The organism is Gemella sp. GH3 (genome assembly GCF_013415425.1).
Taxonomy (GTDB): Bacteria; Bacillota; Bacilli; order Staphylococcales; family Gemellaceae; genus Gemelliphila.
Genome location: NZ_JACBYC010000146.1, coordinates 1 through 393 on the forward strand (window position 1 = coordinate 1; position 393 = coordinate 393).

1 protein-coding gene is annotated in these 393 nt (G+C 34.9%); it reads left to right on the plus strand.

What is annotated here, in order from left to right; translation table 11 throughout:
• A partial coding sequence (locus HZY83_RS05905) for a DUF177 domain-containing protein (RefSeq protein WP_179943134.1) occupies positions 1 to 370 on the plus strand: 370 nt, incomplete at its 5' end.
• Positions 371 to 393 lie beyond the last annotated feature (23 nt).

Genomic DNA, 393 nt, shown 5'->3' on the forward strand with positions numbered 1-393 from the left:
TACTATGCCATGTGCACGTACGCTAGAGCCAGTAGATGTGCCTCTAGATGTAACTACTTCAGAAGTATTTGACTTAGAAGGCTACGATGATTATACCGATGATGACGATCAAGAAGATGAACATTATCATCTTGTCACTGATGGTATGATTAATATCAAAGACATTGCTGAAGAACTTGTAATTATTGAAAAGCCTATGCGCGCCTTTTCTGAAAATAGTGATCAAATGCTAACAGAAGGTAATGGCTGGGAAGTCATTGATGAAGATCAATTAATTGAAGTTCAAAAAGAACAAGAAGATGATTCTGAAACTAAGCAAGTTGATCCAAGGCTTCAGAAATTACAACAATTATATGATAAAGAGCAATAGCAGTTTAATTAATGGTATAATAG